Annotated in this window: 28 protein-coding genes and 1 pseudogene; 22 read left to right on the top strand and 7 right to left on the bottom strand. The window is 72.7% G+C overall.

What is annotated here, in order from left to right:
• Nucleotides 1-2: 2 nt before the first annotated feature.
• Nucleotides 3-806 (bottom strand): tryptophan-rich sensory protein, encoded by an 804-nt coding sequence (locus tag HWD93_RS10900; protein WP_261646826.1) that lies wholly within the window; start codon nucleotides 804-806, stop codon nucleotides 3-5.
• 189 nt (nucleotides 807-995) lie between these two features.
• On the opposite strand from HWD93_RS10900, the gene HWD93_RS10895 reads away from it, so the two are divergent.
• The 9 genes from HWD93_RS10895 (at nucleotide 996) to HWD93_RS10855 (ending at nucleotide 10,636) form a co-directional block, all read left to right on the top strand.
• Complete coding sequence (locus HWD93_RS10895) at nucleotides 996-1,979, top strand: magnesium and cobalt transport protein CorA (RefSeq protein ID WP_070418265.1); 984 nt, start codon at nucleotides 996-998, stop codon at nucleotides 1,977-1,979.
• Between the two features lie 106 nt (nucleotides 1,980-2,085).
• Nucleotides 2,086-4,323 carry an alpha-galactosidase gene (locus tag HWD93_RS10890; protein ID WP_261646825.1) on the top strand — a complete coding sequence of 746 codons (2,238 nt, stop codon included), beginning with the start codon at nucleotides 2,086-2,088 and terminating at the stop codon, nucleotides 4,321-4,323.
• A 98-nt stretch (nucleotides 4,324-4,421) separates the two neighbouring features.
• A complete protein-coding gene (locus HWD93_RS10885; protein ID WP_071302696.1) occupies nucleotides 4,422-5,714 on the top strand; it encodes a chloride channel protein in 1,293 nt (430 codons plus the stop codon).
• A gap of 97 nt (nucleotides 5,715-5,811) precedes the next feature.
• Nucleotides 5,812-6,024: an antitoxin gene (locus HWD93_RS10880; RefSeq protein WP_070418268.1), complete on the top strand. Its 213-nt coding sequence runs from the start codon at nucleotides 5,812-5,814 to the stop codon at nucleotides 6,022-6,024.
• Nucleotides 6,025-6,145: 121 nt separating this feature from the next.
• A complete protein-coding gene (locus HWD93_RS10875) occupies nucleotides 6,146-7,438 on the top strand; it encodes a SufS family cysteine desulfurase (protein ID WP_261646830.1) in 1,293 nt (430 codons plus the stop codon).
• Complete coding sequence (sufU, locus tag HWD93_RS10870) at nucleotides 7,435-7,884, top strand: Fe-S cluster assembly sulfur transfer protein SufU (RefSeq protein WP_071294585.1); 450 nt, start codon at nucleotides 7,435-7,437, stop codon at nucleotides 7,882-7,884. The genes HWD93_RS10875 and sufU overlap by 4 nt, the downstream gene beginning before the upstream one ends.
• Nucleotides 7,881-8,525, top strand: a complete 645-nt coding sequence (locus HWD93_RS10865; protein ID WP_254790700.1) for a uridine kinase — start codon at nucleotides 7,881-7,883, stop codon at nucleotides 8,523-8,525. The genes sufU and HWD93_RS10865 overlap by 4 nt, the downstream gene beginning before the upstream one ends.
• A 184-nt stretch (nucleotides 8,526-8,709) precedes the next feature.
• Entirely contained in the window at nucleotides 8,710-10,113 is a 1,404-nt protein-coding gene (locus HWD93_RS10860; protein ID WP_261646824.1) for an LLM class flavin-dependent oxidoreductase, read from the top strand.
• A gap of 4 nt (nucleotides 10,114-10,117) precedes the next feature.
• A complete protein-coding gene (locus HWD93_RS10855; protein WP_261646823.1) occupies nucleotides 10,118-10,636 on the top strand; it encodes a GNAT family N-acetyltransferase in 519 nt (172 codons plus the stop codon).
• A gap of 4 nt (nucleotides 10,637-10,640) precedes the next feature.
• On the opposite strand, the gene HWD93_RS10850 is transcribed toward HWD93_RS10855, so the two are convergent.
• Nucleotides 10,641-11,216 carry a VOC family protein gene (locus tag HWD93_RS10850; protein WP_092386210.1) on the bottom strand — a complete coding sequence of 192 codons (576 nt, stop codon included), beginning with the start codon at nucleotides 11,214-11,216 and terminating at the stop codon, nucleotides 10,641-10,643.
• A gap of 179 nt (nucleotides 11,217-11,395) precedes the next feature.
• Between HWD93_RS10850 and HWD93_RS10845 the strand changes: the two genes are divergently transcribed.
• The 7 genes from HWD93_RS10845 (at nucleotide 11,396) to HWD93_RS10815 (ending at nucleotide 19,433) form a co-directional block, all read left to right on the top strand.
• Entirely contained in the window at nucleotides 11,396-12,115 is a 720-nt protein-coding gene (locus tag HWD93_RS10845; protein WP_261646822.1) for a VIT1/CCC1 transporter family protein, read from the top strand.
• A gap of 173 nt (nucleotides 12,116-12,288) precedes the next feature.
• Nucleotides 12,289-13,848, top strand: coding sequence for an NCS1 family nucleobase:cation symporter-1 (locus HWD93_RS10840; RefSeq protein ID WP_070418275.1), 1,560 nt, complete (start codon nucleotides 12,289-12,291; stop codon nucleotides 13,846-13,848).
• 49 nt (nucleotides 13,849-13,897) lie between these two features.
• Nucleotides 13,898-14,662 carry an aspartate/glutamate racemase family protein gene (locus HWD93_RS10835; protein WP_070418276.1) on the top strand — a complete coding sequence of 255 codons (765 nt, stop codon included), beginning with the start codon at nucleotides 13,898-13,900 and terminating at the stop codon, nucleotides 14,660-14,662.
• Nucleotides 14,659-16,056 (top strand): allantoinase AllB, encoded by a 1,398-nt coding sequence (gene allB, locus HWD93_RS10830; protein WP_261646821.1) that lies wholly within the window; start codon nucleotides 14,659-14,661, stop codon nucleotides 16,054-16,056. The genes HWD93_RS10835 and allB overlap by 4 nt, the downstream gene beginning before the upstream one ends.
• A gap of 43 nt (nucleotides 16,057-16,099) precedes the next feature.
• On the top strand, nucleotides 16,100-17,347 hold the full coding sequence (locus HWD93_RS10825; protein ID WP_261646820.1) for an alanine--glyoxylate aminotransferase family protein: 1,248 nt from the start codon (nucleotides 16,100-16,102) through the stop codon (nucleotides 17,345-17,347).
• Entirely contained in the window at nucleotides 17,344-18,603 is a 1,260-nt protein-coding gene (locus HWD93_RS10820) for an allantoate amidohydrolase (protein ID WP_261646819.1), read from the top strand. Before HWD93_RS10825 ends, HWD93_RS10820 begins: the two co-directional genes overlap by 4 nt.
• A complete protein-coding gene (locus HWD93_RS10815; RefSeq protein WP_261646818.1) occupies nucleotides 18,600-19,433 on the top strand; it encodes an SIS domain-containing protein in 834 nt (277 codons plus the stop codon). The genes HWD93_RS10820 and HWD93_RS10815 overlap by 4 nt, the downstream gene beginning before the upstream one ends.
• On the opposite strand, the gene HWD93_RS10810 is transcribed toward HWD93_RS10815, so the two are convergent.
• Together HWD93_RS10810 and HWD93_RS10805 are read right to left on the bottom strand one after the other, a co-directional pair.
• Complete coding sequence (locus HWD93_RS10810) at nucleotides 19,400-19,927, bottom strand: SRPBCC family protein (RefSeq protein WP_261646817.1); 528 nt, start codon at nucleotides 19,925-19,927, stop codon at nucleotides 19,400-19,402. The genes HWD93_RS10815 and HWD93_RS10810 overlap by 34 nt on opposite strands.
• Nucleotides 19,924-20,499: a GNAT family N-acetyltransferase gene (locus HWD93_RS10805; protein ID WP_261646816.1), complete on the bottom strand. Its 576-nt coding sequence runs from the start codon at nucleotides 20,497-20,499 to the stop codon at nucleotides 19,924-19,926. The genes HWD93_RS10810 and HWD93_RS10805 overlap by 4 nt, the downstream gene beginning before the upstream one ends.
• 44 nt (nucleotides 20,500-20,543) lie before the next feature.
• On the opposite strand from HWD93_RS10805, the gene HWD93_RS10800 reads away from it, so the two are divergent.
• The 3 genes and pseudogenes from HWD93_RS10800 to HWD93_RS19180 all read left to right on the top strand — a co-directional run bounded on the left by HWD93_RS10800 (nucleotide 20,544) and on the right by HWD93_RS19180 (nucleotide 22,733).
• Nucleotides 20,544-21,581, top strand: coding sequence for a dipeptidase (locus HWD93_RS10800; RefSeq protein ID WP_261646815.1), 1,038 nt, complete (start codon nucleotides 20,544-20,546; stop codon nucleotides 21,579-21,581).
• A 122-nt stretch (nucleotides 21,582-21,703) separates the two neighbouring features.
• Nucleotides 21,704-22,099 (top strand): annotated as a pseudogene (locus HWD93_RS19185) (DUF1016 N-terminal domain-containing protein); the annotation flags it as partial.
• A gap of 169 nt (nucleotides 22,100-22,268) precedes the next feature.
• Nucleotides 22,269-22,733 (top strand): PDDEXK nuclease domain-containing protein, encoded by a 465-nt coding sequence (locus tag HWD93_RS19180; RefSeq protein WP_308202941.1) that lies wholly within the window; start codon nucleotides 22,269-22,271, stop codon nucleotides 22,731-22,733.
• On the opposite strand, the gene HWD93_RS10790 is transcribed toward HWD93_RS19180, so the two are convergent.
• Nucleotides 22,724-23,395 carry a DUF899 domain-containing protein gene (locus HWD93_RS10790; RefSeq protein WP_261646814.1) on the bottom strand — a complete coding sequence of 224 codons (672 nt, stop codon included), beginning with the start codon at nucleotides 23,393-23,395 and terminating at the stop codon, nucleotides 22,724-22,726. The two genes, HWD93_RS19180 and HWD93_RS10790, sit on opposite strands and share 10 nt — an antisense overlap.
• Nucleotides 23,396-23,590: 195 nt before the next feature.
• Here HWD93_RS10790 and cysK point away from each other — a divergent pair, with 195 nt between their 5' ends.
• Complete coding sequence (gene cysK / locus HWD93_RS10785) at nucleotides 23,591-24,529, top strand: cysteine synthase A (RefSeq protein WP_071294571.1); 939 nt, start codon at nucleotides 23,591-23,593, stop codon at nucleotides 24,527-24,529.
• The gene (gene epsC / locus HWD93_RS10780) at nucleotides 24,526-25,110 is read left to right on the top strand and encodes a serine O-acetyltransferase EpsC (RefSeq protein WP_229086908.1); all 585 of its coding nucleotides are present in this window, start codon (nucleotides 24,526-24,528) and stop codon (nucleotides 25,108-25,110) included. Before cysK ends, epsC begins: the two co-directional genes overlap by 4 nt.
• A 10-nt stretch (nucleotides 25,111-25,120) precedes the next feature.
• Here epsC and HWD93_RS10775 read toward each other — a convergent pair whose 3' ends face one another.
• Nucleotides 25,121-25,420 (bottom strand): excalibur calcium-binding domain-containing protein, encoded by a 300-nt coding sequence (locus HWD93_RS10775; RefSeq protein ID WP_261646813.1) that lies wholly within the window; start codon nucleotides 25,418-25,420, stop codon nucleotides 25,121-25,123.
• 83 nt (nucleotides 25,421-25,503) lie between these two features.
• Here HWD93_RS10775 and HWD93_RS10770 point away from each other — a divergent pair, with 83 nt between their 5' ends.
• Nucleotides 25,504-25,887, top strand: coding sequence for an MmcQ/YjbR family DNA-binding protein (locus HWD93_RS10770; protein WP_261646812.1), 384 nt, complete (start codon nucleotides 25,504-25,506; stop codon nucleotides 25,885-25,887).
• 25 nt (nucleotides 25,888-25,912) lie between these two features.
• On the opposite strand, the gene HWD93_RS10765 is transcribed toward HWD93_RS10770, so the two are convergent.
• Nucleotides 25,913-26,578 (bottom strand): MOSC domain-containing protein, encoded by a 666-nt coding sequence (locus HWD93_RS10765; protein WP_083403161.1) that lies wholly within the window; start codon nucleotides 26,576-26,578, stop codon nucleotides 25,913-25,915.
• Between the last annotated feature and the right edge of the window lie 68 nt (nucleotides 26,579-26,646).

Genomic DNA, 26,646 nt, shown 5'->3' with positions numbered 1-26,646 from the left:
GCTCAGGCGGCCGCGACGCGCGCCGGCGCAGCCGCGCCGCGCCACCCCGTGCGAGCCCGCACCACGAGCGTCACGACGACCGCCGCAGCCGCGGCCACCACCGCCGCGACGGCGGTCGGCGTCGACACGAGCGGCCCGTCGAGCCGAGCGACCGCGACCCACGCCAACCCCCACGCGAGCGACGCCGTCGGCGCCAGGCGTCCCCGGCCCCACACCGCGAGGAGCACCCCGACGAGCCCGGCCACGAGCGCGATCACCACGCCCCAGACGTCCAGCGACAGCCCGAAGCCCCGGAAGCCCGCGGCCGTCAGCACCGCGGCCGTGTTCGCCGCCGTCGCGACGCACACCCACCCCAGGTAGAGCCCGAACGTGCCGTCGGTGACGATCGCCTCGACGATTCCGGACGGCTTCGACCGCCGCAGCAGCACGAACGTCCACACCAGCACGGCGAGCAGCGCGACGATGATCGGCTCGCTCAGCCACAGGAACCCGAACTGCACGCTCAGGATCCATGCGGCGTTGAGCAGGAGCGAGAGCACCGCCGGCACCGTCAGCCGCGCGTGCCGGTCGTCGTCGGCGGTGCGGAAGCACTGGCGGATCGCGTAGGCGAGCAGCCCGACGTAGATGACGCTCCAGATCGAGAACGCCGGCCCGTCCGGCGCGATCGCCGTCGACGAGGCCGAGAGTGCTCCGCCGGCAGCGTCCTGGATCGGCGTCCCGCCGGCAGCTCCCGAGCCGACGAACGCGCCGACCACCGCGACCACCGCGCTCACCGCGACTGCGATCCGCTTCCAGATCCTCTTCATGTCAGCCCCTTTCGTCAGCATGCTGATGACCTGCACCGTAGGCGCGTGGCCGGGCCCGGCGCGCAGCGCACGTCCAGCAGACGGGGGACGGGCCGGACTGGAGGCGCGGTGCGGGCCCGACCCGCGCCTCCTGGCCCGCACGTCGGTCGCGTCCGACCCCCGCACGCTCGCCCTGCGTACGGTGGTGACGTGTCTGTCGAACTGAACACCGTCTACGTCGACCGGATCGCCCCGATCCCGAGTCCCTCGCTCGACGACACCTTCCGCATGCTCGAGGACCAGGGAGCGAGCGCGTGCATCGTGCTCCACCAGCCCGACGCCGAGGAGCTCGGCGACGTCGCGGTCGCGCTCGGCCTGCACGAACTCGCGGTCGAGGACTCCGCCGAGGGGCACCAGCGCCCGAAGCTCGAGCGCTACGGCTCGACGCTCTTCGTCGTCCTGAAGCCCGCGCTGTACAACGACCAGCAGGAGGAGGTCGCGTTCGGCGAGGTGCACGCCTTTGTCGGCGAGGACTTCTTCCTCGTCGTCGTGAAGGCCGACCCCCGTGGCAAACAGACCGTCCCGCGGGCACTCCAGCGGATGAGCGGCAAGCCGGGACTCGTGACGGTGGGCCCGCAGGCGCAGCTCTGGGCGCTGATGGACTCGATCGTCGACGGGTACGTCCCGGTGATCGACGGCCTCGAGGAGGACATCAACCAGATCGAGGACCAGCTCTTCGCGGGCGAGGCCGGGGTCTCCCGTCGCATCTACGAGCTGTTCGGCGAGGTCGTGGACTTCCAGCGCGCCGCCCGACCGCTCATCCACATCATCGAGAACCTGCACCGCGGGGCGGAGAAGTACCACCTCCCGGTGGAGATGCAGCGCCGGTTCCGCGACGTGCTCGACCACGCGATCCGCACGGTGGAGCGACTGGACACGTTCCGGCAGCTACTGCAGAACGCGCTGACGGTCGACTCGACCCTCGCGGCGCAGAAGCAGAACGACGACACGAAGAAGATCTCGGGCTGGGCGGCGATCCTCTTCGCCCCGACACTCATCGCGGCGATCTACGGCATGAACTTCACGCACATGCCCGAGCTCTCCTGGACGTGGGGGTACCCGCTGGCGATCGTCGCGATGGTCGCGTTCGCGGCGGTCCTGTGGGTGGTGTTCAAGGTCAAGCGCTGGTTCTGACCCGGATCCGTGTGCATCCGCACACACCGTGCGCGCGTCGACTTGCTGGGAGCGCTCCCAGAGCGCAAGACTCGTCGAGCCGTCATCGTCGCCGACTGGAGCACTCATGCCGCACGACCTCGTCCACCTGACCGCCGGGGGCGTCTCCCTCGTCCTCGACTGCCGCGACCGTGCCCTGCCCGCCGTGGTGCACTGGGGCGCGGCGCTCGGTCCGCTCGACGACGCGGAGCTGGCGGCCCTGGCCGAGGCGGACGTGGCACCGGTCGCGCCGAACGAGGCGGACGTGCCGGTCCGGTTGGCGATCCTGCCCGAGCCGCACCGGGGGTGGACCGGGCGACCGGGGCTGTCCGGGCACCGGGACGGCCGCGACTGGTCCCCGGCGTTCACGGTCACCGAGCTCGAGGTGACCGGCGCCGCCGACACCGCCGGCACCGCCGACATCGCGGGTGCCCGCACCGACACCGCCGGCGCCGCCGACGCCGCGGCCCCCCGCACCGGCACCACCGGCACCGCCGGCACCGCGGGCACTCCCGCCCCCGCCACCGTCACCGCCCACGCCGTGGACGCCACCGCCGGCCTCGCCCTGCGCCTCACCGTCGAGATGCTCCCCTCCGGCCTCGTCCGCACCCGCGCCGCCGTCACCAACACGGCCGCCGGCACCTACACCGTCGACGACCTCACCCTGGCCCTCCCGGTCCCGTCGCACGCCCGCGAGGTCCTCGACTTCGCCGGCCGCTGGGGCAAGGAACGCACCCCGCAGCGCCGCGAGCTCGTCGTCGGCACCCACGAGCGCGAGGCCCGGAAGGGCCGGACGGGCGCCGACGCCGCCACGGTCCTGAGCGTCGGCGTCCCCGGGTTCGGGTTCGCCCACGGCGAGGTCTGGGGCGTGCACACGGCGTGGAGCGGCAACCACCGGCACCTCGCGGAACGCCTCGCCACCGGCCGCCAGGTCGTCGGGGGCGGCGAACTCCTGCTCCCCGGCGAGGTGCGCCTCGGCACCGGGGACAGCTACGAGGGGCCGTGGGTGTACGCCGCGTACGGGGACGGCCTCGACGACCAGGCCCGCCGCTTCCACCGGTGGCTCCGCAGCCGCCCACAGCACCCGAGGACGCCCCGCCCGGTGACGCTCAACGTCTGGGAGGCGGTCTACTTCGACCACGACCTCGCCCGGCTGACCGACCTCGCCGAGCGCGCCGCACGGCTCGGGGTCGAGCGCTACGTGCTCGACGACGGGTGGTTCCGGCACCGTCGTGACGACCACGCGGGCCTCGGCGACTGGTACGTGGACGAGGACGTCTGGCCGGACGGCCTCGGTCCGATCGTCGACCGGGTGCGGACGCTCGGCATGCAGTTCGGCCTGTGGTTCGAGCCGGAGATGGTCAACGAGGACAGCGACCTCGCCCGAGCCCACCCGGAGTGGATCCTGCAGGCGGACGGTCGCCTGCCGGTCCGGTCCCGGGACCAGCAGGTGCTGAACCTCGCGATCCCCGAGGCGTTCGCGTACCTGCTCGAGCGGATGACCGCGATCATCGGCGAGTACGGCGTCGACTACGTCAAGTGGGACCACAACCGCGACCTCGTCGAGGCGGGGCACCCCGGCGGCGGCGCCGCGGTCCACGAGCAGACCCTGGCGGCGTACCGGCTCATGGCGACGCTGAAGGAACGGTTCCCGGCGCTCGAGATCGAGTCGTGCTCGTCGGGTGGTGCCCGCGTCGACCTCGGCGTGATCGAGCACACCGACCGCGTCTGGGTCTCGGACGACATCGACCCGCTCGAGCGCCAGCGGATGCACCGGTGGACGCAGCAGCTCCTGCCCCCGGAACTGCTCGGCTCCCACGTCGCGAGCGGCCGGAACCACACGACCGGCCGGGTGCACGACCTGGCGTTCCGTGCCGGGACCGCGATCGTCGGGCACTTCGGCATCGAGTGGGACCTCGCGCAGGCGACGGGCGCCGAAGAGACCGCGCTCGCCGAGTGGATCGCGCTCCACAAGGAGTGGCGGGGGCTGCTGCACGGCGGCGACCTCGTGCGCGTCGACGAGGTCGACGAGACCCGGCTCGTGACCGGCACGGTCGCCGCTGACAAGCGGCAGGCGCTGTTCTTCTTCGTCAGCACCGGCCGGTCCGAGGTGTCTGGTACCGGCCGCGTCACCTTCCGCGACCTCGACCCGGACACCGCGTACCGGGTCGACCCGGTCGTGGTCGGCGACGGGCACGGCATCGTGCCGCCGTCGTGGTGGTCGGGAGACCGGGTGTTCCGCGGGCGCGCGCTCGAGACGGTCGGCCTGCAGCCGCCGCTCGTGCCGGCCGACTGCGTGGTGCCGTACCGGCTCACGGCCGTCTGACGGCAGGGGGTCCGGCCACCGCCCAGGAGGCGCGGCTCGGCCCGGCAGCGTCCGCCCGGTCGCGGGGGCGGTGCCGACGTGCCGCTAGGCTTCCGGTCATGCCGCACCCTGGACACGCGACACGTGCGACCCCGGTCTGGGCACTCAAGCTCGCGGTCGTCACCGGACTGGTGGGGGTGGCAGGCGGCATCGCCGGCATCTCGGTGTGGCTCGCGCTGCAGCTCATCCAGTTCGTCGCGTTCGGGTACCCGTTCGGCGGCCACCTCGAGGCCGCAGACGCACCGAGTGCCCTGAACCGCTTCCTCGCCCTCGTCGCCGCCGGCCTCCTGACCGGCGTCGCCTGGTGGGCGCTCCGACGCTGGGGCCGCCCGGTCGTCTCCGTGCCCGCGGCCGTCGGCGGGAAGCGGATGCCCGCCCTCGCGACGGTCGCGAACGCGGGCGTGCAGATCCTGGCCGTGGGCCTCGGCGCCTCGATCGGCAAAGAAGTGGCGCCGCGCGAGATCGGGGCGTGGCTGTCCCAGCTCGTGACGGCACGGGCCGGACTGACCGCCCGCGAGACGAAGATCCTCGTCGCCTGCGGTGCCGCCGCCGGCCTCGCCGCGGTCTACGACGTCCCGCTCGGGGGCGCCCTGTTCGCGGTCGAGGTGCTGCTCGGCGAGCTCACCTTCGCGACCGCGCTGCCGGCCTTCGCGACGAGCGCGGTCGCGGCGTTCGTGGCACGCCTCGTGATCCCGGACGAGGTGCTCTACCACGTGCCGGCGATGCACCTCTCGCCGTCGCTGCTCGTCTGGGCGGTCATCGTCGGGCCCGTCCTCGGGTTCGCGGGCGTCGGCTTCGTGAAGCTCACGAACCGGCTGCAGGGCCTCGCGCCGAAGGGGTGGCGGCTCATCGTCGTGCTGCCGGTCGTCTTCGCCATGGTGGGACTCATCGCCGTGCCCTTCCCCGAGATCCTCGGCAACGGGCGGGCGCTCGGTGTCCTCGCGATGAACGCCTCGCTCGAGGACGGCTCCGTCGCCGGGCTCTCGCCGATCCTGTTCCTGCTCGCGCTCGGGGTCATCCGCACGATCACGACCTCGGCCACGATCGGTGCGGGGGCCGTCGGCGGCACGCTCACCCCGTCGATCGCGATCGGCTCCGCGGTCGGCGGCGGACTCGGTGGCCTCTGGCTGCTGCTCTGGCCGACCGACGGGCCGAGCCTCACGGCGTTCGCGTTCATCGGCGCCGCGGCCTTCCTCGCGACGACGATGCGGGCGCCCTTCACGGCCCTCGTGCTCGTCGTCGAGTTCACCCAGCAGGGGACCGACATCCTCATCCCCTCGCTCCTGGCGGTGTCCGGGTCGGTCGCCGTCGGCTACGTGCTCGCCCGCCGACGCAGCGCGCAGATGGTGTGAACACTTCGTCACGATCCGGCACACCCGACGGGCCACGGGCCTACGATCGGCCGCACGACGGGGCACCGGGCTCCGTACCGGCGACGAGGAGCAACCGATGGCGGGGTTCGACGACATCACGAAGAAGGCCCAGGACTTCCTGCAGGACAACAAGGTCCAGGACGCCCTGAAGAGCGAGAAGGCCGAGGACATCAGCGACAAGGTGCTCGGCGGTGTCGCCGACGCGGTCAAGAAGGCCACGGGTGGCAAGTACGACGACAAGATCGACGGCGCCCGTGACGCAGCGGACAAGCAGATCGGCAACGAGTGACGCGGTTCCCGCGCACCGCACGGACGGCCCCGGACCACGTGTCCGGGGCCGTTCGCCGTCAGCGGTACCCGTCCGACTGGACTCCGGGCCGCGAGCAGACCACCATTGTGTGGTGACTGTCGTGGCGCCCAACCAACCGCTCACCGAGTCCGAGGTCGAGGCGATCAAACGGGACTTCCCGATCCTCCAGCAGGAGGTGAACGGGTTCCCCCTCGCCTACCTCGACTCCGGGGCCACCGCCGAACGACCCCGCCAGGTGCTCGACGCCGAACGATGCTTCCTCGAGCACGACAACGCCGCCGTGCACCGTGGCGCGCACACCCTCGCCGCGCTGAGCACCGACGCGTACGAGGACGCCCGTGCCACCGTCGCCGGGTTCGTCGGGGCGGCGTCACCGTCCGAGGTCGTGTGGACCGCGAACGCCACCGACGCCCTCAACCTCGTGGCGTACGGCATCGCGAACGCCAGCCGCGGCCGTGGGGGACCGGACGCCGAGCGCGTCCGCATCGGACCCGGCGACGAGGTCCTCGTCACCGAGGCCGAGCACCACGCCAACCTCGTCCCGTGGCAGGAGCTCGCCGCCCTGACCGGTGCGACGCTCCGCTGGGTCCCCGTCGCGGACGACGGCACCTGGACGGCCGAGGACGCCGTCGCCCTGGTCTCCGACCGCACGAAGGTCGTCGCATTCGCCCACGTCTCGAACGTCACCGGCATGGTCGCCCCGGTGTCGGCCGTCGTCGCGGCCGCCCACGCGCACGGTGCCGTCGTCGTCCTCGACGCCTGCCAGTCCGCACCGCACCGGCCGCTCGACGTGCAGGCGCTCGGCGTCGACTTCGCGGCGTTCTCCGGGCACAAGATGCTCGGGCCGAACGGCATCGGCGTGCTCTGGGGCCGGCACGAGCTGCTCGACGCCCTGCCCCCGTTCCGGACCGGCGGATCGATGATCACCACGGTGACGATGGAGCACACCGACTTCATGCCGGCACCCGAGCGGTTCGAGGCCGGCACCCAGCCCGTGTCGCAGGCCGTGGCGCTCGCCGAGGCGGTCCGCTACCTGCAGGGCATCGGCATGGAGCGGGTCCGCGCGCACGAGGAGCACCTGGCCGAGCGCATGCTCACCGGACTCGCCGCGATCCCGGGCATCCACGTCGTCGGTCCGCCCGCCGGGGTGCCGCGGTCCGGTCTCGTGTCGTTCGACGTCGACGGCGTGCACGCCCACGACGTCTCGCAGTACCTCGACGCGCAGGGCATCGCGGTGCGCTCCGGCCACCACTGCGCCCAACCGCTGCACCGACGGCTCGGCCTCGTCGCCACCAGCCGTGCGAGCACGTACGTCTACACGACCGAGCAGGACGTCGACCGGTTCCTCACGGCCGTCGGCGAGGTCCGCGGCTACTTCGGAGCGACCGCATGAGCGCCCTCGACTCCCTCTACCAGCAGGTCATCCTCGACCACGCGAAGGCCCGGCACGGCGACGGCGAGCTGCCCGACGCCGACGCCGAGCACTTCGAGCGCAACCCCACCTGCGGCGACGAGATCACCGTGCGCGTGCGCCTCGAGCCCGGCACGGACCGCATCGCCGGTCTCGCGTGGCAGGGCGACGGCTGCTCGATCTCGATGGCGTCGGCGTCGGTCCTCACGGACATGGCGGTCGGTCGCACGGTGCCCGAGCTGCTCACGCTCACCGAGGAGTTCCGCACGATGATGCGGTCCCGCGGTGCCGGCGAGCCCGACGAGGACGTGCTCGAGGACCTCGTCGCGTTCCACGGCGTCTCGAAGTTCGTCATGCGGGTCAAGTGCGGGATGCTCGCGTGGGTCGCGGCCGAGGCCGCCGCGCGCGAGGCCGCAGCGCCCCGGTGACGGGTCCTGGTACCGCGGCCCGCGAGCCCGCACCGGCGGACGCCGAGGCGATCACCGACCTCGTCGCGGAACGACGGCGCCGGTCCGTCCGACCGCTCGTCGTCGGGATCTCGGGCTACTGCGGCTCCGGCAAGTCGACTCTGGCGCGGCGCCTCGTCGAGGCGCTGCCCGGCGCCGTCCGGATCCGCGGGGACGACTTCCTCGAACCGACGCGGTCACACCGTCGCTCGACGGACTGGGACGGGGTCGATCGAAGGCGGCTCGTCGGGACGGTGCTCGAACCGCACCGCGCTGGTCGGGCCGGTTCGTTCCGCCGGTTCGACTGGGGGAAGCGGACGCTCGGCGCAGAGGAACCACTGCCCCGCACCGACCTCGTCGTGGTCGACCTGATCGGGCTCTTCCATCCCGATGCGCTGTCGCACCTCGACATCCGGATCTGGTGCGACGTCGACATCGAGACGGCGGCGGCGCGTGGCCAGGCACGAGACCGCGCACTGGGGCGCGACCACGCCCGACTGTGGCGAGACGTCTGGGTGCCGAACGAGCGGGACTTCGAGCGCCGGTTCGCGCCGATGGCGCAGGCCACCGCCCTCTGGGACGCATCGGGGCCCGGTGCGCGCGAGGCGACCACGCGCTCCTGACGCGACCGGTCTGCGGTCCCGGAGGCGCGGGGCGGCCCCGCCCCGTCCCTCCCGTCTCGGCCGTCGTGCCGCTGGCGCGTCACGCCGGTACCGGCGGGTGGGGCCCACCTCCCGGACCGCAGTCCCACGTCACGGTTCGTCACCTTCCGCCGTCCGCCCCGGGACGGCACGTACCGTCACGCCCGTGAGCACGAGCAGCGAGCACCGTCAGATCCGCTTCAACGCCTTCGACATGAACTGCGTGGCGCACCAGTCCTCCGGGCTCTGGCGGCACCCGCGGGACCGGTCCCGGCACTACAACGACCTGTCGTACTGGACCGACCTCGCGCAGCTGCTCGAGCGGGGCAACTTCGACGGGATCTTCATCGCCGACGTGCTCGGGACGTACGACGTCTACGGTGACTCGAACGAGGCCGCGCTCCGCACCGGGTCACAGGTCCCCGTGAACGACCCGATCCTGCTGGTGTCCGCGATGGCGTCGGTGACCGAGCACCTCGGCTTCGGGATCACGGCGGGGACCGCCTACGAGCACCCGTACCCGTTCGCCCGGCGCATCTCGACGCTCGACCACCTCACGAAGGGCCGCATCGGCTGGAACGTCGTGACCGGGTACCTGCCGAGTGCGGCGCGGAACATGGGGCAGACCGACCAGCTCTCGCACGACGACCGGTACGACATCGCCGACGAGTACCTCGAGGTCCTCTACAAGCTGTGGGAGGGCTCGTGGGAGGACGACGCCGTGGTCGAGGACCGCGAGACCGGCGTCTTCACCGACCCCGCGAAGGTCCACCCGATCGAGCACCACGGCACGCACTTCGACGTCCCGGGCATCCACCTGTCCGAGCCGTCGGTCCAGCGGTCGCCCGTGATCTACCAGGCCGGGGCCTCGCCGCGCGGCATCCGGTTCGCGGCCGAGAACGCCGAGGCGGTGTTCGTGGGCGCACCGACCGTCGAGCAGCTCGCGTCGACCGTCCGGAAGGTCCGTGACGCCCTGGAGGCTGCTGGTCGCGACCGGTACGCCGCCCGCGTCTACACGCTGCTCACCGTCATCACCGACGCCACCGACGAGCTCGCCCAGGCCAAGTACGAGGACTACCTGTCCTACGCCTCGGAGCTCGGCGCGCTCGTGCTCAACTCCGGCTGGATGGGCGTCGACCTGTCGCAGTGGGACCTCGACGAGCCGCTCGGCGACGTCGAGTCGAACGCGATCCAGTCCGCGGCGGCGAACATCGCGGCGGCCACCGGGTCCGACGGGTCGAAGTGGACGATCCGGGACCTCGCCCGGCACACGGCGATCGGCGGCCTCGGCCCGGTCGCGGTCGGCGGCGGGGCGACCATCGCCGACCGGCTCGTCGAGATCCAGGAGCAGACGGACGTCGACGGGTTCAACCTCGCCTACGCGGTGACCCCGGGGACGTGGGAGGACGTCATCGAGTTCGTGGTACCGGAGCTCCGTGCCCGCGGCGTCTACCCCGAGGGCTACGAGCCCGGGTCGCTGCGGCACAAGCTGCACGGTCGCGGTGACCGGCTGCCGGCGGAGCACCGCGGGTCGTCGTTCCGGGTGGGGCAGTCCGCAGCCGTACGCTGAACGGGTGATCGGGTCGTCGTTCGTCGTGCGAGCCGCCGTCGAGGACGAGGCCACCGCGTGCGTCGACCTGTGGACGCGCGCCGTCGCCACCCGTGACGGCGTGCCCGAGTCGGACGCGGTGCGGGAACGCGCCCGGTCGAAGTTCGCGGTGCCCCGCGTCGCGCTCGTCGTGGCGTCGACGGAGTCGGACCGTGGTGCGGCCGCGGCGATCGCCGGGTTCGCGCTCGTCACCGCTCCGGGGACGGGGCGTCCGGGGGACCCGGAGGACGCGGCCTACCTCTCGCTCCTCGCCGTCGACCCGCGGGCCCAGGGGCACGGACTCGGACGGTCCCTGCTGCTGGGAGCCGTCGCCGAGGCGGGAGCCGCGGGCCACCGCCGAGCCCTGCTGCACGCGCTGGACGACAACGCGCCGGCGCTCCGGCTGTACCGCGGCGCGGGGTTCCGTCCCGTGGGCGACCCCTTCGCGCACGCGCTGAGCGGGCGGCCGACCCGGGTCTGGATCGCCGACGGCGTCGACGACTGAGCCGTCAGGACGGTTGGGGCTCCGGCTCCGGCTGCGGTGCGGGGAGCGCGTCCGCCGCGCTCGGCCACGGCGCCCACTTCGCCCGTGGTGCGACGAGCAGGTACGGCTGCGGCGTCGGGTAGCTGACGAGTTCGAGCGTCGAGCCCCACGGGGTCCGGGTGTACACGAACCGGTTCCCCTCGCCGACCTCGAGGCCGCGGAGGTCCCGAGGATCCGAGTTGCGGGTGCCCCCGGCTGCCTCGATGCGGGCGAGCGTGCCGTCGAGGTCGTCCGTGTACATCGCGAGGTGCTGCCACCCGAGGTCCGCGGGGTGCACGGGACGGTGCTGGTCCGGTCCGTGGTACTCGAACAGCTCGAGCCCCGGTCCGTCCGGCAGTGCGAGCATACGCATCGCGCCCTGTGCCATCGTCGACGGGATCCCCAGGTAGCGGTGCGCCTCGGCCGTCGCGTTCGGCTCCTCGGTGCGGCAGCGCATGTCGTACAGCACGACGGCGTCGAACGCCGCCTCGAAGAACGCCGTGGCGGCATCGATGTCCGGCACCGTGACGCCCACGTGGTCGATCCTGATTCCCGCGCTCATGGGCCGATCCTGACATCCGGGCGCCCGCACGTTCCGCCCGAGTGCCGAGGGTGCGGTGCCGATGCGGCTTCCCGCACGCCGCAGACCGGTGAGGTGAGGCTGCCCTCACCGGAAAACCCCTGATCAGGGTAGCCTCACCATGCTGGCGCCGACCCGCGACGAGTGGCATCCTGACTTGCATGTCGACCGCTGCGGACCTCGTCCTGCCCTCCACGGACCACGACGCCACGAGCGCCGCCCGGCTCAACTGGCTGCGCGCCGGCCTGCTCGGGGCCAACGACGGCATCGTCTCGGTCGCGGCGGTGCTCGTCGGCGTCGCGGGAGCCGGCGCGGGGACCGGTCCGGTCATCGCGGCGGGCACCGCGGCGCTCGTCGGCGGTGCGGTCTCGATGGCCCTCGGCGAGTACGTGTCCGTCAGCGGTGCCCGTGACGCCCAGCGCACCGGCCAGGCCGCCCACCAGGCCGAGCTCGAGGCGGAGTCGGAGGACGCCGGCGCGATCGCCGCCCACTACCGGAGCCTCGGCGTCCACCCGGCCGTCGCGAGCGCCGTCGCCGACGAGCTCGTCCGACCCGAGGTGCGCCGTCGACGGGCAGCGGTCGCGCTCCGCGATGCCGAGGACGAGGTGGTCAGCCCGTGGCGTGCCGCGTGGGTGTCGGCGGCGACCTTCACGACCGGTGCCGCGCTGCCCTTCCTCGCGATGCTCCTCAGTCCCGAGCCCGCCCGCGTGGCGGTGACGGTCCTCGCGGTCCTCGTCGCGCTCGCCGCCACCGGGACGACCGGTGCCACGCTCGGTGGTGCGCCGCGCACGCGGGCGACGATCCGTGTCGTGACCGGGGGAGCGCTGGCCCTGGCCGCGACGTACGCGGCCGGGGCGGTCCTCGGGGCGCACGCGTTCTGAGCGGGCGGACGGCGATCGGTGTCGGTGTCCGTGTCCGTGTCGGAACGATCGTTCCAGGACGGGCGTCACGACACACGACCGTTACACGGGGGTAACGGGCCGGGCGCAGTGTCTCCGTAGCGTCGTGGCAGAGGCGGGCACCGCTCGCCCTTCCCACTCCTTCGGAGGACGCCATGGCAACAGAGATCCAGCCCCCGGTCGCCGCGCCCCACGCCCCCCGCACGACGGCAGCACCCGCCGGTGCCGGCGTCGTCCGCCCCGGGTACGACCCGGCGCTCACCAACGAGGACCTCGCTCCGCTCCGCAAGCAGACCTGGACGAGCTACAACATCTTCGCCTTCTGGATGTCGGACGTGCACTCGGTCGGCGGCTACGTCACCGCCGGATCACTCTTCGCCCTGGGCATCGCCAGCTGGCAGGTGCTCATCGCCCTGGTGGTCGGCATCCTCATCGTGCAGGTGTTCGCGAACCTCGTCGCCAAGCCGTCCCAGCGCACCGGGGTACCGTACCCGGTGATCAACCGCGCGGTGTTCGGCGTGCTCGGGGCGAACGTCCCCGCCATCATCCGCGGGCTCATCGCGATGGCCTGGTACGGCGTGCAGACCTTCCTCGCCGCCCAGTCGCTCAACATCGTCTTCCTCAAGTTCATCCCGGCCTCGGCGGGGCTCCTCGAGCACTCGTTCCTCGGGCTCTCCGCGCTCGGTTGGATCTCGTACGCCATCCTGTGGGTCGCACAGGGCGCCCTCTTCTGGATGGGCATGGACGCGATCCGGCGGTTCATCGACTGGGCCGGCCCGGCGGTGTACGTCATCATGATCGCCCTCGCGATCTACCTCGTCAGCCGTGCCGGCATCGGGAACATCTCGTTCACGCTGTCCGCCGGTGCGCCGCTGTCGTTCGGCGCGAGCATCCCGGTGATGCTGTCGGCGATCGCCCTCGTGGTGAGCTACTTCTCCGGCCCGATGCTGAACTTCGGCGACTTCTCCCGCTACGCGAAGTCGTTCGACGCGGTGAAGCGCGGCAACCTCTGGGGCCTGCCGATCAACTTCCTGTTCTTCTCGGTGCTCACCGTCCTCTGCGCCAGCGCCACGGTGCCGGTGTTCGGCAAGCTCATCACCGACCCGATCGAGACCGTGCAGGCGATCGGGGCACCGTTCGCGATCCTCCTCGGCGGGTTGACCTTCGTGACCGCGACCGTCGGCATCAACATCGTCGCGAACTTCATCAGCCCCGCGTTCGACTTCTCGAACGTGGCCCCGCGGAAGATCAGCTGGCGGGCGGGCGGCATGATCGCGGCCGTCGGGTCCGTCCTCCTCACCCCGTGGAACTGGTACGGCAACGACCAGGCGATCCTGTACACGCTGGGGGTCCTCGGCGCCCTGATCGGCCCGCTGTTCGGGATCCTCATCGCCGGCTACTACATCGTCGCGAAGCAGCGCATCGCGGTCGACGACATGTACACGAAGGACCCCGCGGCCCGGTACTGGTACGTCAAGGGCTTCAACCCGAACGCGATCTGGACGCTCGTCGTCACCGGTGCGGTGTCGGTCGCCAGTGCGGTCCTGCCGTCGGCGCTCGGCGTCGTCCCGTGGCTGTCGAACTACAGCTGGTTCATCGGGTGCGCCCTCGGCCTCGTCGTCTTCGTCGGGATGGAGCGCCTCCGTCCGAGCATGCCCGTGCTGGCCGCCGACGACCCGTCCGTCGACGACGGCGCCGCGGTCGGCCGGGCCTGACCGACCGAGCCGTCCCACCCGCACCACCCGCACCACCGGAAGGAACTCGATGCGCATCCGCGTCGTCAACCCCAACACCACCTCCTCGATGACCGCGGCGATCGGCAGCGCCGCCGCCGCGGTCGCCGGGCCCGGGACGATCGTCGAGGCCGTCAACCCCACCATGGGGCCGGCGTCGATCGAGAGCCACTACGAGGAGGCGCTGGCCGTCCCCGGGCTCCTCGAGCAGATCGCGCTCGGCGAGCAGGACGGTGTCGACGCGTTCGTGGTCGCGTGCTTCGGGGACCCCGGGCTCGACGCGGCACGCGAGGTCGCGTCCGGACCCGTCATCGGCATCGCGGAGGCGGCCTTCCACGCCGCCGCGATGCTCGGGCGCCGGTTCGGCGTGGTGACCACCCTGAGCCGGACCACCGGCCGGGCGCACGAGCTCGCCGAACGGTACGGGTTCGCGTCGCTCGTGACCGAGGTCCGGGCGTGCGAGGTCCCCGTGCTCCGCCTGGAGGACCCGGACTCGGACGCCCGGGCACTCGTCGTCGAGGAGTGCCGGGCCGTGCTCGCCGGCGGCGCCGACGCCGTGGTGCTCGGCTGCGCCGGCATGGCGGACTTCTGCGCCGAGGTGTCCCGGGCCGTCGGGGCGCCGGTCGTGGACGGTGTCGCGGCGGCCACCGTGCTCGCCGAGTCCCTCGTGCGCCTCGGGCTCACGACCGGGCGACGCGGCGAGTACGCGCCACCCCCGGCCAAGCCGATGGCGGGACTGCTCGCGGGGTTCGAACGCCGGCCGATGGCGGGCGCGACGGTCGGGGCGGGCGCATGACGCGCCTCCAGGGCCCCGCCGGCGACACGACGGCCGCACCCGCACCCGCTGGTCTGGTCCTGCGCGCCGGCCGCGCCTGGATCGACGGCGCCTTCCGGCCCGCAGCCGTCGTCGTCCGCGACGGGCGGGTCGACGCCGTCGTGGCCGTGGACGAACCCGTCGACGCCGTCGAGGACCGCACCGTGCCCGACGCGCACGTCCTGCTCCCGGGCCTGATCGACACGCACGTGCACGTGAACGAGCCCGGCCGCACCGAGTGGGAGGGCTTCGCCTCGGCGACCCGTGCAGCCGCACTCGGTGGCGTCACCACGATCATCGACATGCCGCTCAACTCGATCCCCGCGACGACGACGGTCGAGGCGCTCGAGGTCAAGCGCGCGAGCGCCGCGGGCCGCGTCGCCGTCGACGTCGGGTTCTGGGGCGGTGCCGTCCCGGCGAACCTCGGGTCGCTCCACGGCCTGCACGACGCCGGCGTGTTCGGCTTCAAGTGCTTCACCGCGCCGTCCGGGGTCGACGAGTTCCCGCACCTCGACGCACCGCAGCTGCGCGCGGCGATCGAGGAGGTCGCCCGCATCGACGCCCTGCTCATCGTGCACGCCGAGGACCCCGAGTTCCTGGTCGACCACGCGGCGCTCGGCGGACACTACGAGGACTTCCTCGCCACCCGCCCGGTCGACGCCGAGCGCTCCGCGATCGCCCGGGTCGTCGAGGGTGCCCGCGAGACGGGCGCGCGCGTGCACGTCCTGCACCTGTCGGACGCCGGCGCGCTGCCGATGATCCGCGCCGCGAAGGACGACGGCGTGCGGATCACGGTCGAGACCTGCCCGCACTACCTCGCCTTCGAGGCCGGCACGATCCCCGACGGGGCGACCGAGTTCAAGTGCTGCCCGCCGATCCGCGACGACGCCAACCGCGACGCGCTCTGGGCCGGGGTCCTGGACGGGACGATCGACATGATCGTGTCCGACCACTCGCCCTCCACCGCGGACCTCAAGACCGACGACTGGGGGACCGCCTGGGGCGGGATCGCCGGGCTGCAGGTCGGCTTCCGTGCCGTGTGGACGGAGGCCCTGCGCCGCGGTGTCGCGCTCGAGCAGCTGCTGCCGCACTTCACGACCGGCCCGGCGGCACTCGCCGGCTTCGCCGACCGCGGACGCATCGCGCCGGGCGCACTCGCGCACTTCGCGGTGTTCGACCCGTCCGCCTCGGCGGTCGTCGACGTGGCCGGGCTCGCGCACCGCAGCCCCGTCTCGGCGTTCGCCGGTCTGGAGGCACGGGGCAGCGTCACCGAGACCTGGTTGCACGGGCGGCTGGTCGCGACCGCGGACGGCGGCGTCACGTCCGTCAGTGGGGCGCTCGTCGACCGACCCGTGCTCGCGGGAACACCGCTGTAACGATCGTTCCGATACGATCTCCACCGGAACGAGAGGACCGAACATGCTCCCTGTGAACCCACCCGCCCGTCTGCTCATGGGACCGGGGCCGATCACCGCCGACCCGCGGGTGCTCCGTGCCCTGTCGACCCCGCTCGTCGGGCAGTACGACCCGTGGATGACCACCACGATGAACGAGACGCAGGAGCTGTACCGGCGGGTGTTCGGCACCACGAACGAGGCGACCGTCCTCGTCGACGGCACCTCCCGCGCCGGCATCGAGGCGGCGCTCGTCTCCCTGCTCGCCCCGGGGGACCGCGTGCTCGTGCCGGTGTTCGGGCGCTTCGGGCACCTGCTCGCCGAGATCGCCGGGCGTGCCGGGGCCGAGGTCCACACGATCGAGACCGAGTGGGGGCAGGTGTTCACCCCGTCGGCGATCGAGGACGCGATCGCGCGGGTGCGCCCGAAGGTCCTGGCGATCGTGCAGGGCGACACCTCGACCACGATGAACCAGCCGCTCGACGAGCTCGGAGCGATCTGCGAACGGTACGGCGTGCTGTTCTACACGGACGCGACCGCCACCGTCGGGGGCAACCCGCTCGAGGTCGACGCCTGGGGCATCGACGCCGTGAGCGCGGGGCTGCAGAAGTGCCTGGGCGGACCGTCCGGCAGCGCGCCGCTCACCGTCTCGCCGCGGGCCGTCGCCGTGCTCGACCAGCGTCGCAGCGTCGAGGCGGGCATCCGCGAACCCGGGGACGAGGTCGCCGACGAACCCATCCGGTCGAACTACCTCGACCTCGCGATGATCCTCGACTACTGGGGCCCCCGACGGCTCAACCACCACACCGAGGCCGCGTCGATGCTCTACGCCGCGAACGAGTGCGCCCGGATCCTGCTCGAGGAGGGCCGCGACGCCGTGGTCGCACGGCACGAGACCGCCGGTCGCGCGATGACCGCCGGGGTGCAGGCACTCGGGCTCGGTGTCTTCGGCGACCTCGGGCACAAGATGCACAACGTCGTGGCGGTCGAGATCCCGTCGGACGTCGTCGGCGACCAGGTCCGCGCCGCGATGCTCGACGACCACGGCATCGAGATCGGCACGTCGTTCGGGCCGCTGCACGGACGGGTCTGGCGGATCGGCACCATGGGCTACAACGCGCGCAAGGACACCGTCGTGACGACCCTCGCCGCGCTCGAGCACGCCCTGCGCCGGGCCGGGCACGCGGTGCCGTCCGGCGGTGGCGTGGACGCGGCGCTCGACGTCTACGCCGGTGCCGGTGCCGGTGCCGTCGCTGCCGGGGTGTCGGCGTGAGCGCGCCGTCCGTGGTCCGGGCCTCCGCGACCGCCACCGCCGACGCGACGCTGATCGCCGGGTGGTGCGACGAACTCGCGACCGTCACCGAGGAGCCCGGCCGGATCACCCGCGTCTACCTCTCGCCGGAGCACGCACGGGTCAACGCGATCGTCGCCGGCTGGATGCACGACGCCGGCCTCAGCACCTGGCAGGACGCGGCGGGCAACCTGCACGGCCGCGTCGACGGTGCGACCCCCGACGCCCCCGTGCTGCTGCTCGGATCGCACCTCGACACCGTGGTGGACGCCGGCCGGTACGACGGGATCGTCGGGGTCCTCATGGCCATCCGGACGGTGGCACGGGTGACCGCCGACGGCCCGCTCCCCGTCGCGCTCGAGGTCATCGCGTTCTCCGACGAGGAGGGCACCCGCTTCGGCAAGGCGCTGCTCGGGTCCTCCGCGGTCGCCGGTGTCTGGGACGAGTCCTGGTGGGACCTCGCCGACGGCGACGGGGTAACCCTCCGCGACGCCTTCACCCGCTTCGGGCTCGACCCGTCGCGCGTGCACGAGGCCGCGGTCGAACCGTCGGTGCTCGCCGGCTACCTCGAGGCGCACATCGAGCAGGGACCGTACCTCGAACAGGCCGGTCAGGCGCTCGGCGTCGTCACGAGCATCGCGAGCGCGCGGCGGTTCACCGTCGAGGCCGTCGGCGAGGCCCGGCACGCCGGCGGCACCCCCTACGACCGACGGCACGACGCCCTGCTCGCCGCCGCCGAGGCCGCCCTCGCCGTCGAACGGATCTGCCGGGCGTCGCAGCACGTCGGCACGGTCGGCACCATGACCGTCGAACCCGGTGCCGTGAACGTCGTCCCGGGGCTGGCACGGTTCTCGGTCGACCTGCGCGGGGAGTTCGACGAGGGACGCGACGCCGTGTGGGACGAGATCACGAAGGCGTTCGCGCTCATCGGGGAACGCCGTGGCGTAAGCGTCGAGCCGACCGAGGTCCACCGTGCGCCGGCGGTGTTCTGCGCACCGCGGCTGATGGACGCCGTCCGGGCGGGCATCGAGTCGACGGGGGAGCCCCGTCCGATCGAGCTGTTCTCCCGCGCGGGACACGACGCCATGTCGCTCGGGCTCGTGACCGACGTCGCGATGCTCTTCCTCCGCAACCCGGACGGCATCAGCCACCACCCCGACGAGTTCGTCTCCACCGAGGACATCGCCCTCGGGCTCGACGCGCTCGCGGTCGCGGTCGGACGGGTGGCCGCAGCGTGAGCACCGCGGGCCCCGACGTCCGGGCGCGCATCGACTCGGTGTGGGAGCAGCTGTCCCCGGCCGAGCGCCGCGTCGCCGCGATGGTGCGCCACGACCCCGAACTCCTGCTCGTCGGGACCTCGGCCGAGCTCGCCGCCGAGTCGGGCACCTCGAAGGCCACGGTCTCCCGGCTCGTCCGGTCGCTCGGCTTCCAGGACGCCGCCGAGGTCCGGCAGAACCTGATGTCGGCACGGGGCTCCGGCCTGCCGTGGGCCGCCGAGGACGCGGCGCACGTCGACCAGCGCGCCGTCGAGTCGCGCAACCTCGACGCCGCGTTCGCCTCGCTCGCGCGGGCCGACCGTCCCCGTCTCGCCCGTCGGATCGTCCGCGCCCGTCGGGTGCTCGTGGCGGGGGAGCGCGGGGCGTACCCGATCGCCCTCCAGCTGCGCGCCCAGCTCGCGCAGGTCCGACCGGACGTCCGCATCGGCCCGGCCCCGGGACAGCGCCTCGGCGAAGAGGTGGCCGACCTCGACCGACGCGACCTCGTCATGATCGTCACGGTGCGCCGGCACGCCGCCGGCATCGGCAAACTCGTGCGGCACTGCGTCGCCAGCGGCGCGGACGTCGTCGTCCTGGGCGACCCGACCGCGGCGGTCATCGCGGCCCCGGCGGCCACGGCGATCCTCTGCCCGGTGGACTCCCCGTCGGCGTTCGACTCGATGGCGGCGCTGTTCGCCGTCGTCGCCGCGGTCGCGAACGACGTGTACGAGGCATCCGGCCCGGGCGGCCGCGCGCGCGTGGACGCGGTGGCGCAGGCCTACGACGCGCTGGGGGAGCTCGCCGCGCCCTGACCCGTGCCGTCGCCGTGCTCGTCGTCGCCGGCACCGCCGCGCTCGTCGGCGAGTTCGGCCGCCAGCGAGGCGTTGCGCTCCCGGATCAGCCGCGGCAGGTACCGAGCCAGCGCGAGCCGCTCGGCGACGACCCCGAGCACCCCGAGCGGTGCGCGGAACTCGATCTCGTCGACCATCCGCGTGCCGCCGGCCGACGGCTCGAACCGGTGCTCGTGCCGGAACCGGGCGAACGGTCCACGCACCTGCTCGTCGACGAACCGGTGGGGCGCCTCCAGAGCCGTGATCCGACTCGTCATCCGCCACACGATCCCGAAGTGCCGCGCGCGCCACGTGACGGACTCACCGAGCCCGATCGTGCCGGCCGTGGTACCCGCGACCGCGCGCTCGTCCGTGGCGGCCATGGACCGCTCGTGCGCGCCGATGTCGAGCGACAGCGCGAACGCGCGCTCCGGCGGGACAGCGAGGTCGGTGACGACCCGGAACGCGACGGTCACGACGTCGGCCAGACCGGTCGGACGGATCGGTCGTCGTCGCGCAGGACGGCCGCCAGCAGCTGGTCGTGGCGGCGGCCGTGCTGGAGCACCGCGGACCGCTGACGCCCTTCGAACCGCATGCCGAGCCGCTGCGCGACGGCGATCGACGCACGGTTCTCCGCCATCGCCCGCCAATGCACGCGCGCGAGCCCGAGCCCGTCGGGAGCCGGCGCGAACGCCCACTGCAGCACGCGGTCCGCCGCCTCGGTCACGAAGCCGTGCCCGCGGGCGTCCGGGTGGGTCGCGTACCCGATCTCCGCGCCGCCGCCGGCGAACCCGAAGAGCCCGACGGTACCGAGCAGCCGTGGGTCGTCGGCACGGCGGAGGGCGAACTCGTAGCGGGTGTCCGACGCCCAGCCGTCCTGCACCACGGCCGTGAGCCAGTGGCGGGCCTCGGCGTGACCGTACGGTTCGGGCATCGGGATGAACGCCACCACGTCGGGGTCGGTCGCGTAGGCGACGACGTCGTCGGCATCGGTGTGCTCGGGGACCGAGAGGACCAGCCGCTCGGTCCGCAGCGTGACGGGGTCCATGGGGCGAGCCTAGCGACGGCGGTCGTCGCGGTAGCGTCGGTGGCATGACGTTCGACGCGCTCCCGTTCCCGGTCATCGACGGACACAACGACCTGCCCTGGGAGCGGCGCGAGACCCACTACTCCGGGGTCGAGGGCATCGACTCCGAGCAAGGGTCCCTGCACACCGACCTGCCGAAGCTCCGTGCCGGCGGGGTCGTCGGGCAGTTCTGGTCGGTGTTCGTCCCCATCGACGTCCCCGATCCCGTCCGCGCGACGCTGCAGCAGGTCGACCTCGCGCACCGGATCATCGAGCGGTACCCGGAGTCGCTCACCCTCGCCCGGACCGCGGCCGAGGTCGTCGCGGCCGTCGACGCCGGGCGCACCGCGTCGCTCCTCGGCGCCGAGGGCGGCCACTCGATCGGCGACGACCTGGCGGTGCTCCGCGACCTCGCCCGGCTCGGGGTCCGGTACATGACCCTCACGCACAACGACGACACACCCTGGGCCGACTCGGCCACCGGCTCCCACCCGCACGGCGGCCTGACCGACCGCGGGCGCGAGGTCGTGGCCGAGATGGAGCGGATCGGGATGCTCGTCGACCTGTCGCACACGTCGCCGGAGACCATGCGCGACACCCTCGACGTCGCCACGCAGCCGGTGGTGTTCAGCCACTCGTCGACGATCGCGGTGAACGACCACCCGCGGAACGTCCCGGACGACGTGCTCGCCCGCCTGCGCGACAACGGCGGTGTGGTGATGATCACCTTCGTGCCGAAGTTCGTGTCCCGGGCGTGGGCCGAGTGGGAGGACGCCGGTTCGGTGGGGGAGCCCCCGCTCGTCACGGTGTCGGACGTGGCGGACCACGTCGAGCACGCGCGCGAGGTCGCCGGCGCGGCGCACATCGGGCTCGGCGGCGACTACGACGGGACGCCCGTGCTGCCGCCGGACCTGCGGGACGTGTCGCGGTACCCGGTGCTGGCGGCGGAACTGCAGCGTCGTGGCTGGGGCCCGGAGGACCTGCGCGCCCTGGCCGGGGGCAACGTGCTGCGGGTGCTCGCGGCGACGGACGAGCGGTTCGCGCGGACGGCGCACGTGCGCTGACGACGTCCGCGGGCGCCGCGGCGGCCGGCTCGGTCCGGAGGGGATGCGACCGCGTTCACCTGGCGGCTGCCGTGCATCCCAGATCGTGGACGCGGCACCGACTCGCCGTGCACGATCGGCGGATGATCGACCAGCCCGTGCCCGGGGAGTACGCCGACACGCTCCGCTCCATCCGAGACCGCGTCACCAGCACTCGATCTCGCGCGCAGCTCGCGGCGAACGCGCACCTCGTCCACCTGTACTGGTCGATCGGCTCGATCCTGCTCGAGCGATCGCGGAACGGCGCGTGGGGAACGGGTGTCCTGACCCGCCTCGCGGCTGACCTCCGTGCGGAGTTCCCGTCCATGAAGGGGTTCTCTGCGACGAACCTCAAGTACATGCGACAGTTCGCCGCAACGTGGCCCGACGAAGACGCAATCGGTCAACAGGCTGTTGACCGATTGCCCTGGGGGCACATCACCGTCCTGCTCAGCGTCCCCGACAGCGGACTCCGAGCGTGGTACGTCCGTCAGGCGGTGGCCGGAGGCTGGTCGCGCAACGTCCTTCGACACAATCTCCGCAGTCGTGCCGCGGAGCGGCATGCCGCCGCCGCGACGAACTTCAGTCGGCTGCTCGACGACGACGGTGCGGACCTGGCGCAGCAGATCACCAGGGATCCGTACATCCTGGACTTCCTCGCCGTCGACGGTGACCGGGACGAACGCTCGATCGAGCAGGCGATGGTCGACCGGATCGCGGACACCCTACGAGAACTCGGGGTTCGCCTTCGTCGGCCGGCAGGTGCACTTCGACGTCGACGGCAACGACTTCTTCGTCGACCTGCTCTTCTTCCACGTCGAGCAACTCCGGTACGTGGTCGTCGAACTGAAGACGGGGGAGTTCCGGCCGGACAACGTCGGTCAGTTGTCGTTCTACGTTCCCCTCGTGGATGCGGACCTCCGACGCCCACACCACGCCGACACGGTCGGGTTGCTCCTGGTCACGGGCAAGAACGATGCGGTCGTCCGGTACGCGCTCGGGACGTCGAACGCTCCGGTCGGCGTCGCGTCCTACGAGCTCCTGCCCCCGGAGCTGCAGCGGGTGCTGCCGTCCGAAGCCCAGCTGCAACGCGCTCTGCTCGGACCGAAGGGGCCGCGGTCCGGTCAGCCGTAGGTGGGGTACTGCGGCCAGCCCTCGGGACTGTCCTCCCAGTCCTGCTGCCGCCCGTACACCGTGCGGTCCATGATGTGCGGCACCGGCAGGATCGCCTCCGTCCCGCGCGCACCGGTCGCGTAGGTCAGGTACGGCACACCGTCGCGCAGCAGGTAGTACGAGTACCCGGGCACCGGGCCGTCCCAGTCGTCGCTGTGCACGGTCCAGCCCCAGTCGTCGTGGTAGCTCGTCGCGCCGGACGACACCCACGTGTGCGGCCACCCGTGCTGCTGCCGCCAGGCCTCGAGCCGCTCGATCGGCCCCTCGGAGACCATCGCGAACGCGATCCCCTCGTCATCGAGCCGGCCCATGTCGGCGGGCAGGTTGTCGACGGCCCACGTGCAGCTCGGGCAGCCGGCGTCCCAGTCCCGTCCGTACATGACGTTCTGCACGAGGAGCAGGTACTTCCCGGCGAACAGCTCCGTCAGTCGCACGGGACCGTCGGGACCCGTGAACTCGTAGTCGTCGACACGGACCATCGGGAGCCGTCGGCGCGCGGCCGAGACGCGGTCGCCGAGGCGGGTGAGTTCCTTCTCGTCGCGCACCTGCGCGGCGAGCGCCGTGTCGAACGCTGCGCGGTCGACGACGGGTGGCGTGGCTTCGGGTTGCTGCTCCTTGGACATGGCGACCTCCTCGTCGTTGCGGCGCACGGTACGCGCGTCCCGGTCGCGGCGTGACGGACGGGAGGCGCGGCGAGCGCCCGGTGCGGAGCACGCGTCACACAGGCAGCACCATCCGGGGTCCGATCGCTAGGATCGCAGCGCACGCCGTGCCTCCAGGGCGGAGGCACGCGACCTGACCCGAAGAGGACGGTACCGATGAGCGGCACGATCCACGACAACATCTCGCAGGCGTTCGGGAATACGCCGCTGGTCCGGCTGAACCGCCTCCCGAAGGAGGGCGGCGCCGAGGTCCTGGCGAAGCTCGAGTTCTACAACCCGGGTGCGAGCGTGAAGGACCGGCTCGGCGTCGCGATCATCGACGCAGCCGAGGAGTCCGGCGAGCTGCAGGCCGGCGGGACGATCGTCGAGGGGTCCTCCGGCAACACGGGCATCGCGCTCGCACTGGTCGGCGCGGCTCGCGGGTACCGGGTCGTCATCACGATGCCCGAGACGATGAGCGTCGAGCGTCGCGCCCTCATCCGCGCGTACGGTGCCGAGATCGTCCTCACCCCGGGGCCGGAGGGCATGAAGGGCGCGGTGTCGAAGGCGGAGCAGATCGTCGCCGAGACGCCCGGCGCGATCCTGGCCCACCAGTTCGAGACGCCGGCGAACGCGGCCATCCACCGGAAGACGACGGCGGAGGAGATCCTCCGCGACACCGAGGAGCACGTCGACGTGTTCGTCGCGGGCGTCGGCACGGGCGGCACGATCACCGGTGTCGGCCAGGTCCTCAAGGAGCGCGTGCCCGGTGTGCAGATCGTCGCGGTGGAGCCGAAGGACTCGCCGCTGCTGACCGAGGGCAAGGCGGGTCCGCACAAGATCCAGGGCATCGGCGCGAACTTCATCCCCGAGGTCCTCGACCAGTCGGTCATCGACGAGGTGTTCGACGTCGAGCTGGACGACGCGCTCCGGGTCGCCCGCGACCTCGGCACGCAGGAGGGCATCCTCGCGGGCATCTCGTCCGGCGCGATCATCCACGCCGCGATCGAGATCGCCGCACGCCCGGAGAACGCGGGCAAGCGGGTCGTCGCGATCGTGTGCGACACCGGTGAGCGCTACCTGTCGACGGTCCTCTTCGAGGGACTCACTGCGTGAGTCGTCCCGCCCGTCGAGGCGTGCTGCGGACCGTCCGGGAGGACCTGGCCGCAGCACGCCGCGGTGACCCCGCGTCCCGTGGCGACCTCGAGAACGCGATCGTCTACTCGGGACTGCACGCCGTCTGGACCCACCGACTGACGCACCGGCTCTGGATCGCCGAGGGCCTGCCGGGGTCGCGGTTCGCGGCCCGGGTCCTCGCGCAGGTCGCCCGGTCGGTCACCGGCATCGAGATCCACCCCGGTGCCCGCATCGGCCGCCGGTTCTTCATCGACCACGGCATGGGGGTCGTCATCGGGGAGACCGCGGTGGTCGGCGACGACGTCGTGCTCTTCCACGGGGTGACCCTCGGTGGCCGCGGGGGCGACCACGGGCCCGGAGCTCGTCGGCACCCGGCGGTGGGGGACCGCGTCGTGCTCGGTGCCGGATCGTCGCTCATCGGCGCGATCACGGTCGGCGCGGACTCCGTCGTCGGCGCGAACACGGTGGTGACGAAGGACGTCCCACCGGGGTCGGTCGTGACGGGTGTCGCCGGGACGGCCCGCCCGCGCTCCGGACACGAGGGCGTCCCGCCCCTCTGACGGACCGGGGTCAGCTCTTCTCGCAGGCGATCCCGTCGCCGTCCGCGTCCATCTTCTTGTTCGCCGCGTACAGCGCGTCGTCCTTCTTCACCGTGCCCTTGAGCGCTCGGTACGTGACCTTGCCCTTCGAGGTGACGCGGTTCTTCGTGACGGACTTCTTCGCGATCCCGCCCGAGTACACCTTCTGCACGGCGGTGCAGTTCTTGTAGACGGTGGGGGCGGCCTGCGCGCTCGAGGCGCCGCCGACGACGGCGGTCGCAGCGAGCACGGCGGTGGCGGCGGCGATGCTGAGGGTTCGGGTGATGTGCACGGCCTGAGGATAGTTCGGAACCGGGGTCTGCACGCACCCCAGAACGAGGTGCACCGTCGGCGGTCCGGTGCATGCTGGAGCACATGGACGGCGAGACGCTGCACGAGGTCGCGATCCGCACCGCGATGGCCCTGCCCGCGGTGGCGGAGACCCAGCCCTTCGGTGAAGGCGCGTTCGTCTACAAGGTCGTCGGCAAGATGTTCGTGATGACGTCCGAGCTCCGCGGCGTGCCGATCGTGAACCTCAAGTGCGCGCCGCCCCACGGTGCCGCCCTGGTGCGCGACCACGCCGAGATCACCCCGGGCTGGCACATGAACAAGCAGCACTGGATCACGCTGTCACCCGGGGACGGCATGGACGAGACCCTGGTCGAGGACCTCGTCGGCAACGCGTACGACCTCGTCGTCGCGAAGCTGCCGCAGGCGAAGCGCCCGATCGACCCCGTGCGCCGGACGCAGCAGGACTGACCACGGCACGGAGGACCGCCCGCACTCAGGCGGTCGCGCGCGCCAGGACCTTCGACACGTCCCGGACGACCTTCGGCGCGAGCCCACCCGTCCCCGGGCCACCGGGACCCGTCCCGCGCCCCGACGACAGCACGGCCTGCGCCTGCTCGGGCGTCAGGCCCGTGAAGAGCTGGCCGATCGTCACGCCGTGGTCCGGTCGGTGGGTGACGACGACCGGGTCGCCGGCGGACACGGGCCCGGACCGCACCACGCGGAGGTAGGCGCCGGGGCGGCCCTCCTCCGTGAACCGCTTGACCCACTTGTCCACCCGCATCCGGCGGGCGAAGGTGCCGCAGGGGATCCGCGGGATCGTGACCTCGAGCTCGAGGGTCTCGCCGATCCGCCAGCGTTCCCCCGTCACGGCGCCGGTGACGTCGACGCCCGTCGTGCGCAGGTTCTCGCCGAACAGCCCCGGCGGGACGTCCCGGTCGAGCAGGTCCGCGAAGTACGCCGCGTCCTCGTCCGCGTAGGCGTACACCGCCTGGTCCTCGCCGCCGTGGTGCTTCCGGTCCGCCTGCACGTCGGCGTACAGCCCGAGCGGACGGACCCGGACGGGGCCGTCGACGGGGCGCTTGTCGATCGCGGTGACCCCGATGGTGCCGGAGTCGGGCAGCAGGCGGTCGACGCGGCAGACGGCGGTGACGAGGGACATGCCCCCAGCCTGCCGCAGAACCCGCGCACGCAGAACTCGTTCGCGCAGGAGTGTGACGATCCGGCTGT

Origin of the sequence: Curtobacterium sp. C2H10, assembly GCF_025407985.1 — a bacterium.
Taxonomy (GTDB): domain Bacteria; phylum Actinomycetota; class Actinomycetes; order Actinomycetales; family Microbacteriaceae; genus Curtobacterium.
Note: the sequence above shows the minus strand (reverse complement) of the source record. Positions and strands in the feature narration are given on the sequence as shown.

Coding starts and splice junctions, on each gene's coding strand:
- HWD93_RS10900 (WP_261646826.1), bottom strand. CDS start 806: ATGAAGAGGATCTGGAAGCGGATCGCAGTCGCGGTGAGCGCGGTGGTC.
- HWD93_RS10890 (WP_261646825.1), top strand. CDS start 2,086: ATGCCGCACGACCTCGTCCACCTGACCGCCGGGGGCGTCTCCCTCGTC.
- HWD93_RS10885 (WP_071302696.1), top strand. CDS start 4,422: ATGCCGCACCCTGGACACGCGACACGTGCGACCCCGGTCTGGGCACTC.
- HWD93_RS10880 (WP_070418268.1), top strand. CDS start 5,812: ATGGCGGGGTTCGACGACATCACGAAGAAGGCCCAGGACTTCCTGCAG.
- sufU (WP_071294585.1), top strand. CDS start 7,435: ATGAGCGCCCTCGACTCCCTCTACCAGCAGGTCATCCTCGACCACGCG.
- HWD93_RS10850 (WP_092386210.1), bottom strand. CDS start 11,216: ATGAGCGCGGGAATCAGGATCGACCACGTGGGCGTCACGGTGCCGGAC.
- HWD93_RS10845 (WP_261646822.1), top strand. CDS start 11,396: ATGTCGACCGCTGCGGACCTCGTCCTGCCCTCCACGGACCACGACGCC.
- HWD93_RS10840 (WP_070418275.1), top strand. CDS start 12,289: ATGGCAACAGAGATCCAGCCCCCGGTCGCCGCGCCCCACGCCCCCCGC.
- HWD93_RS10835 (WP_070418276.1), top strand. CDS start 13,898: ATGCGCATCCGCGTCGTCAACCCCAACACCACCTCCTCGATGACCGCG.
- allB (WP_261646821.1), top strand. CDS start 14,659: ATGACGCGCCTCCAGGGCCCCGCCGGCGACACGACGGCCGCACCCGCA.
- HWD93_RS10825 (WP_261646820.1), top strand. CDS start 16,100: ATGCTCCCTGTGAACCCACCCGCCCGTCTGCTCATGGGACCGGGGCCG.
- HWD93_RS10805 (WP_261646816.1), bottom strand. CDS start 20,499: ATGGACCCCGTCACGCTGCGGACCGAGCGGCTGGTCCTCTCGGTCCCC.
- HWD93_RS10800 (WP_261646815.1), top strand. CDS start 20,544: ATGACGTTCGACGCGCTCCCGTTCCCGGTCATCGACGGACACAACGAC.
- HWD93_RS10790 (WP_261646814.1), bottom strand. CDS start 23,395: ATGTCCAAGGAGCAGCAACCCGAAGCCACGCCACCCGTCGTCGACCGC.
- cysK (WP_071294571.1), top strand. CDS start 23,591: ATGAGCGGCACGATCCACGACAACATCTCGCAGGCGTTCGGGAATACG.
- HWD93_RS10770 (WP_261646812.1), top strand. CDS start 25,504: ATGGACGGCGAGACGCTGCACGAGGTCGCGATCCGCACCGCGATGGCC.
- HWD93_RS10765 (WP_083403161.1), bottom strand. CDS start 26,578: ATGTCCCTCGTCACCGCCGTCTGCCGCGTCGACCGCCTGCTGCCCGAC.